This is a genomic window from Streptomyces sp. PKA51 (assembly GCF_057552455.1).
In genome coordinates, this window is the sequence record NZ_BAAJPZ010000047.1 from 1 (window position 1) to 4,748 (window position 4,748).

A 4,748-nucleotide genomic window follows, 5' to 3' on the forward strand; every position below is an offset into this window, starting at 1 on the left:
GGTTTCGGGAAGGGGCGGGGTGGGGGAATAACAACGCCGTGGCCGCCACCCCTTGGACCCGCCGCACCTTCCTCACCGCCGCCGGCGCCCTCGGCGCCCTCGGCGCCGTCCCCCGGACCGAGCCCGACCCCTTCGCCGTGCTCCGAAGACGCTGGACCGCCCTCACCCTCGGCACCGGTTTCGACCCCACCGCCGCCCCCTACGCCGGCGCCCTGCGCCGCATCGGAGCGCTTGCCGCCACGCACCGGGCGGCCATGCGCCCCGCCCCCGGCTCGTTGTGGCCGGATGCGCCCTTCGATCCGCCGGCCGGCATCACCACCAGCTATGCGCGGCTGTTCACGATGGCCCAGGCGTACGTCCAGCCCGCCACCGGGCTCACCGGGGAGCCCGCTCTCCTCGCCGACGTGCTGGCCGGGCTGGATCACGTCGGCGGGCGCGTCTACCACTCCGGCACCGCCCGTTACGGCAACTGGTGGGAGTGGCAGATCGGTTCGCCGCGTCTCCTCCTCGACACGCTCGCCGTGCTGTACGACGCCGCTGGTGAGGCCCGGCTGCAGGGGAACCTCGCCGCCGTCGACCACTTCGTGCCGGACTCCGCGCTCGGCGCGTACTCCGGCACCAGCACGGGTGCCAACCGTGTCGACCTGTGCCGCGTCGTCGCCCTGCGCGGTGTTCTGGGCCGGGCGCCCGGCAAGGTCGCGCTCGCCCGGGACGCGCTGTCGCCGGTGTTCCCCCTTGTCGTCAAGGGCGACGGCCTGTACGCCGACGGGTCGTTCGTCCAGCACTCGTGGGTCGCCTACACCGGTACGTACGGCTGTGTCCTGCTCGACGGCCTCGCCCGTCTTCTCGTCCTCCTGCGCGACTCGCCGTGGGAGGTCACGGATCCCGCCCGCCGTACCGTCATCGACGGGGTCGAGCACGCCTTCGCGCCGTTCGTGCACGACGGCCTGGTGATGGACTGCGTCTCCGGCCGGGCGGTCAGCAGGGGCGTGACCGCCGCGGATCCGCAGGCACCCGCCCAGAGCGACCGGCAGCGCGGGCACGTCCTCATCGCCGCCGTCGCCCTGCTGGCCGAGGCCGCGCCGGCAGCGGAGCGGGACCGCTGGCACGGCATGATCAGGGGCTGGGCCGCCCGGGACCGGGTGCGGCCGCTGCTGAGCGACCCCCAGTTCGGCCCGGCCGATCTGGCGCGCCTCGCCGCCGTCGCCGCCCGCCCGGGGCCGGTCCTGCCCGAGCCGGTCGGGCACCGCCTGTTCGCCTCCATGGACCGGGCCGTGCACCGCCGCCCCGGCTGGGCCGCCTCCCTCGCGATGGCCTCGGACCGCATCACGTACTACGAGAACGGCAACGGCGAGAACCCGCGCGGCTGGCACACCGGCGCCGGCATGCTGTGCTGGTGGCACGAGGAGTGCCCCGCCGATCCCTACGGCGATGCCTTCTGGCCCACGGTCGATCCCTACCGGCTGCCCGGCACCACTGTCAGCGCCGTGCCGCTGGCCGACAACGCCGGCGGCGGTTGGGGGCAGCCGAAGCCGGACGTGCGCTGGGTGGGCGGCGTCACCGACGGCACGTACGCGGCGATCGGGCAGCACCTCAAGGGGCTGGGCTCCAGCCTTCAGGCGCGCAAGTCGTGGTTCTTCGCGGACGACGCGATCATCTGCCTGGGCGCGGGGGTCACCGCGACCGACGGCGCCGAGGTCGAGACGGTCGTCGACAACCGCCACCTCGGCCGCGCGGACGCGGTCCTCACCGTCGACGGCGAGCGCCGCGTGCTGCACGACGGCCGGCCGGAGTCCTTCGACCGCGCCCACTGGGTGCACCTGCCCGGCCACGGCGGCTACGTCCTGCCCGGCGGCGCCCCGCTGGAGGCGCTGTACGAGGCCCGTACCGGCGCATGGCGCGACATCAACACCGGCGGCTCGGCCACCCCGCTCACCCGGCGCCACCTCGCGCTGCTGCACCCGCACGGCACCGATCCCGACGACGAGGGCTACCTCTACGTGCTGATGCCGGGGGCCGGAGAGCAGGCGGTCGCCGAGCGGGCCGCCGACGGCGGCCGGCTGACCGTGCTGGCGAACACCGTCGATCACCAGGGCGTGACCGTCGCCCCCCTGGGCCTGACCGCCGTCAATTTCTGGGCCCCGGGTACGGTGGGCCCCCTCACGGTCACGGCCCCCTCCTGCGTCCTGGTGCGCCACGGCCGCGACAGTGCGACCCTGCACCTCGCCGAGCCGCCGCGCACCGGCGAGCCCTTCGAGGTCACCTGGTCCCACCCGGTGACCCGCGTCCTTGCCCGGGACCCCACGGTGGAGGTCCTGACCACGACCCCCGTCCTGCGGCTGCGGGTGCGGCCGGGGACGGCCTGCGCACCGCACCTGTGCCGGGTCCGACCGGCCCGGCCGGCGGTCCCCGGGGCCGGTCAAGGTGCGTGATTGACCGCCGGGCCCGGCCGGATTTGTTGAGTAGTCACAGCGTGGGACCGCCGGTGACTGCTCAAGGGGTGATAAGGGGGCTGCCCACTTCTGTGCTGCCTGCCCACCAAAAGCCACGCTACGTTGTAAGGAACCGACATGATGTTCCGGGACGCCTGCCACGTACCGTCTTTCCATGAGCAATGTCGAAGGTGCGCCCGTAGAGGCGAGTGACGTCCGAGGGCGCGTCGCCGAGCTGCACGCGATCCGTGAGCAGGTTCGGCGTGGTCCGAGCGAGCGGGCGACCCAGGCGCAGAAGGCCAAGGGCAAGCTGACCGCTCGCGAACGCATCGATCTGCTGCTTGACGAGGGCTCTTTCACCGAGGTGGAGCCGCTGCGGCGGCACCGCGCGACCGGTTTCGGGCTGGAGGCCAAGCGCCCCTACACCGACGGCGTGATCACCGGGTGGGGAACCGTGCACGGGCGGACGGTGTTCGTCTACGCACACGACTTCCGGATCTTCGGCGGTGCGCTGGGCGAGGCCCACGCCACCAAGATCCACAAGATCATGGACATGGCCATCTCGGCCGGTGCCCCGCTGGTCTCCCTGAACGACGGCGCCGGTGCCCGCATCCAGGAGGGCGTCTCCGCCCTCGCCGGCTACGGCGGCATCTTCCAGCGCAACACCAAGGCCTCCGGCGTCATCCCGCAGATAAGCGTGATGCTCGGCCCGTGCGCCGGTGGCGCGGCCTACTCCCCGGCCCTGACGGACTTCGTCTTCATGGTCCGGGAGACCTCCCAGATGTTCATCACCGGCCCCGACGTGGTCCGCGCGGTGACGGGCGAGGAGATCACCCAGAACGGCCTCGGCGGCGCGGACGTGCACGCCGAGACCTCCGGCGTGGCGCACTTCGCCTACGACGACGAGGAGACGTGCCTGGAGGAGGTGCGCTACCTGCTGTCGCTGCTGCCGCAGAACAACCGCGAGAACCCGCCGCGCGTCGCCTCCGAGGACCCCGCCGACCGCCTCGGCGAGACCCTGCTCGACCTGGTGCCGGCCGACGGCAACCGGCCGTACGACATGCGCAAGGTCATCGAGGAGATCGTCGACGACGGCGAGTACCTGGAGGTCCACGAGCGCTGGGCCACCAACATCATCTGCGCCCTGTCCCGCATGGACGGCCAGGTCGTGGGCATCGTCGCCAACCAGCCGCAGTCCCTCGCCGGCGTCCTCGACATCGAGGCCTCGGAGAAGGCGGCGCGCTTCATCCAGATGTGCGACGCCTTCAACATCCCGATCATCACCCTTCTGGACGTACCCGGCTTCCTCCCCGGCGTCGACCAGGAGCACGGTGGAATCATCCGGCACGGCGCGAAGCTGCTGTACGCGTACTGCAACGCCACCGTGCCGCGGATCTCGGTGATCCTGCGCAAGGCCTACGGCGGCGCGTACATCGTCATGGACTCGCAGTCCATCGGCGCCGACCTGACCTTCGCCTGGCCCACCAACGAGATCGCGGTCATGGGTGCCGAGGGCGCGGCCAACGTCATCTTCCGCAAGCAGATCGCGGACGCCGACGACCCCGAGGCCATGCGGGCCCGCATGGTCAAGGAGTACAAGGCCGAGCTGATGCACCCGTACTACGCGGCGGAGCGCGGCCTGGTCGACGACGTGATCGACCCCGTCGAGACCCGGGCGGTGCTCATCCGCTCGCTGGCGATGCTCGCGAACAAGCACGCGGACCTGCCGGCCCGCAAGCACGGCAACCCGCCCCAGTGATCAGTGGAGACACAGCGATGAACGACACGCTCGTACGCGTCGAGAAGGGCACGGCGGACGCCGAGGAACTGGCCGCCGTCACCGCCGTCCTCCTTGCCCGCGCCGCGGCCGGCCGCACCGGCGCCGCCGAGGACACCCGCCCGCGCCGCACCACGGCCCCCTGGCGCCGCCTGGAGCGCACCTCCGGCTTCAGAGCGCCGCACAGCTGGCAGGTCTGACCGGACCGGCACCGCATACGGCGAAGGCCCCTCACCCACGGGTGAGGGGCCTTCGCCGTACCTGCGGCACACGCGAAGAGGTCCCCGCACTCGACGAGGAGTGCGGGGACCTCTTCGCATCCGAGCTAGCGCAGCCGCGCCATCAGCGCGTGCTCGACGAGCGTGATGAGAGCGCTCTTCGCCTCGTGGCGGTGGCGGGCGTCCGTCTGGATGATCGGCGCGTCGGGGCCGATCTGCAGCGCCTCGCGGACCTCCTCCGGCGTGTACGGCTGGTGCCCGTCGAAGCCGTTGAGGGCGATGACGAAGGGCAGGCCGCTGTTCTCGAAGTAGTCGACGGCC

3 protein-coding genes and 1 pseudogene are annotated in these 4,748 nt (G+C 72.4%); 3 read left to right on the top strand and 1 reads right to left on the bottom strand.

The features are described from left to right. Positions 1 to 38 precede the first annotated feature (38 nt). The 3 genes from AC27L3_RS29455 (at position 39) to AC27L3_RS29465 (ending at position 4,409) form a co-directional block, all read left to right on the top strand. Entirely contained in the window at positions 39 to 2,432 is a 2,394-nt protein-coding gene (locus AC27L3_RS29455) for a polysaccharide lyase 8 family protein (protein ID WP_487237107.1), read from the top strand. A 175-nt stretch (positions 2,433 to 2,607) separates the two neighbouring features. Then, entirely contained in the window at positions 2,608 to 4,191 is a 1,584-nt protein-coding gene (locus tag AC27L3_RS29460) for an acyl-CoA carboxylase subunit beta (RefSeq protein ID WP_487237108.1), read from the top strand. A 17-nt stretch (positions 4,192 to 4,208) separates the two neighbouring features. Continuing rightward, positions 4,209 to 4,409 carry an acyl-CoA carboxylase subunit epsilon gene (locus tag AC27L3_RS29465; RefSeq protein ID WP_344435868.1) on the top strand — a complete coding sequence of 67 codons (201 nt, stop codon included), beginning with the start codon at positions 4,209 to 4,211 and terminating at the stop codon, positions 4,407 to 4,409. A 125-nt stretch (positions 4,410 to 4,534) separates the two neighbouring features. Here the strand turns inward: AC27L3_RS29465 and AC27L3_RS29470 are convergent. After that, positions 4,535 to 4,748: pseudogene (locus AC27L3_RS29470) on the bottom strand (ATP-binding protein); the annotation flags it as partial.

Coding starts and splice junctions, on each gene's coding strand:
- AC27L3_RS29460 (WP_487237108.1), top strand. CDS start 2,608: ATGAGCAATGTCGAAGGTGCGCCCGTAGAGGCGAGTGACGTCCGAGGG.
- AC27L3_RS29465 (WP_344435868.1), top strand. CDS start 4,209: ATGAACGACACGCTCGTACGCGTCGAGAAGGGCACGGCGGACGCCGAG.